The sequence below is a fragment of the Ochrobactrum sp. BTU2 genome (assembly GCF_024539785.1).
In the GTDB taxonomy this organism is placed as follows: Bacteria; Pseudomonadota; Alphaproteobacteria; order Rhizobiales; family Rhizobiaceae; genus Brucella; species Brucella anthropi.
Map to the genome: position 1 here is coordinate 1 of NZ_JAHWRG010000092.1, position 752 is coordinate 752.

A 752-nucleotide genomic window follows, 5' to 3' on the forward strand; every position below is an offset into this window, starting at 1 on the left:
GCTCCGCAAACACCTCGAATGGCGACCGATTTTCATTAGCGAATTGCTTCTTACCGATCATATGAGCAACTTCGATGCCAGCGATTGTAGCAGACGCTGAATCAAAGGCTTTGAAGCCTAACATGTGTTTGGTGATCCGCTCGATGAAGCGATGATCCTGCTCAAGGATGTTGTTGAGATATTTAACCTGCAGGATTTCCATCATCTTGCCCGTGCCCGTGATTTTCAGGATCGTGTTTACAGCCTTTGCACCAGCCAGATTCGCTCCGCTTTTATCAATGACGACCTTGTGCGGAACACCATTGCTTGCGATGGCTTTCTTAAAGAAGCGCCTTGCTGCACCGAGATTTCGGCGCTCTGAGAGCATAAATTCCAAAGTTTGGCCGTCACGATCAACGGCTCTGTACAGATAGGTCCATTTCCCTTTGACCTTTATATAGGTCTCATCAACACGCCAAGAGCCAAGCGTTGGCCGCTTACGCTTCTGTGCTTGATCTGCAATCTGCGGTGCGTATCGAACGACCCAACGGTGGAATGTTGCGTGATCAATCTCTATGCCGCGTTCGGCCATTATTTCCTGAAGGTCACGATAGGAAACGGGATAACGAACATAGAAGAATACCGCAAAAAGGATGACACTTTTGGGAAAATGAGACCCTTTGAAAGTGATCGTCATTCCTCTTTACCTCCCGCAATGACACGCTGTGATCATGACAGGACGCAGAAACAGTAAAAATTTTGCGACATAACCG

The 752-nt window shown here is 47.7% G+C and carries 1 protein-coding gene; it reads right to left on the bottom strand.

Annotated features, from left to right (window positions below; translation table 11 throughout):
- A partial coding sequence (locus KWJ32_RS28160; protein ID WP_151610748.1) for an IS6 family transposase occupies positions 1-676 on the bottom strand: 676 nt, incomplete at its 3' end.
- Positions 677-752: the final 76 nt, after the last annotated feature.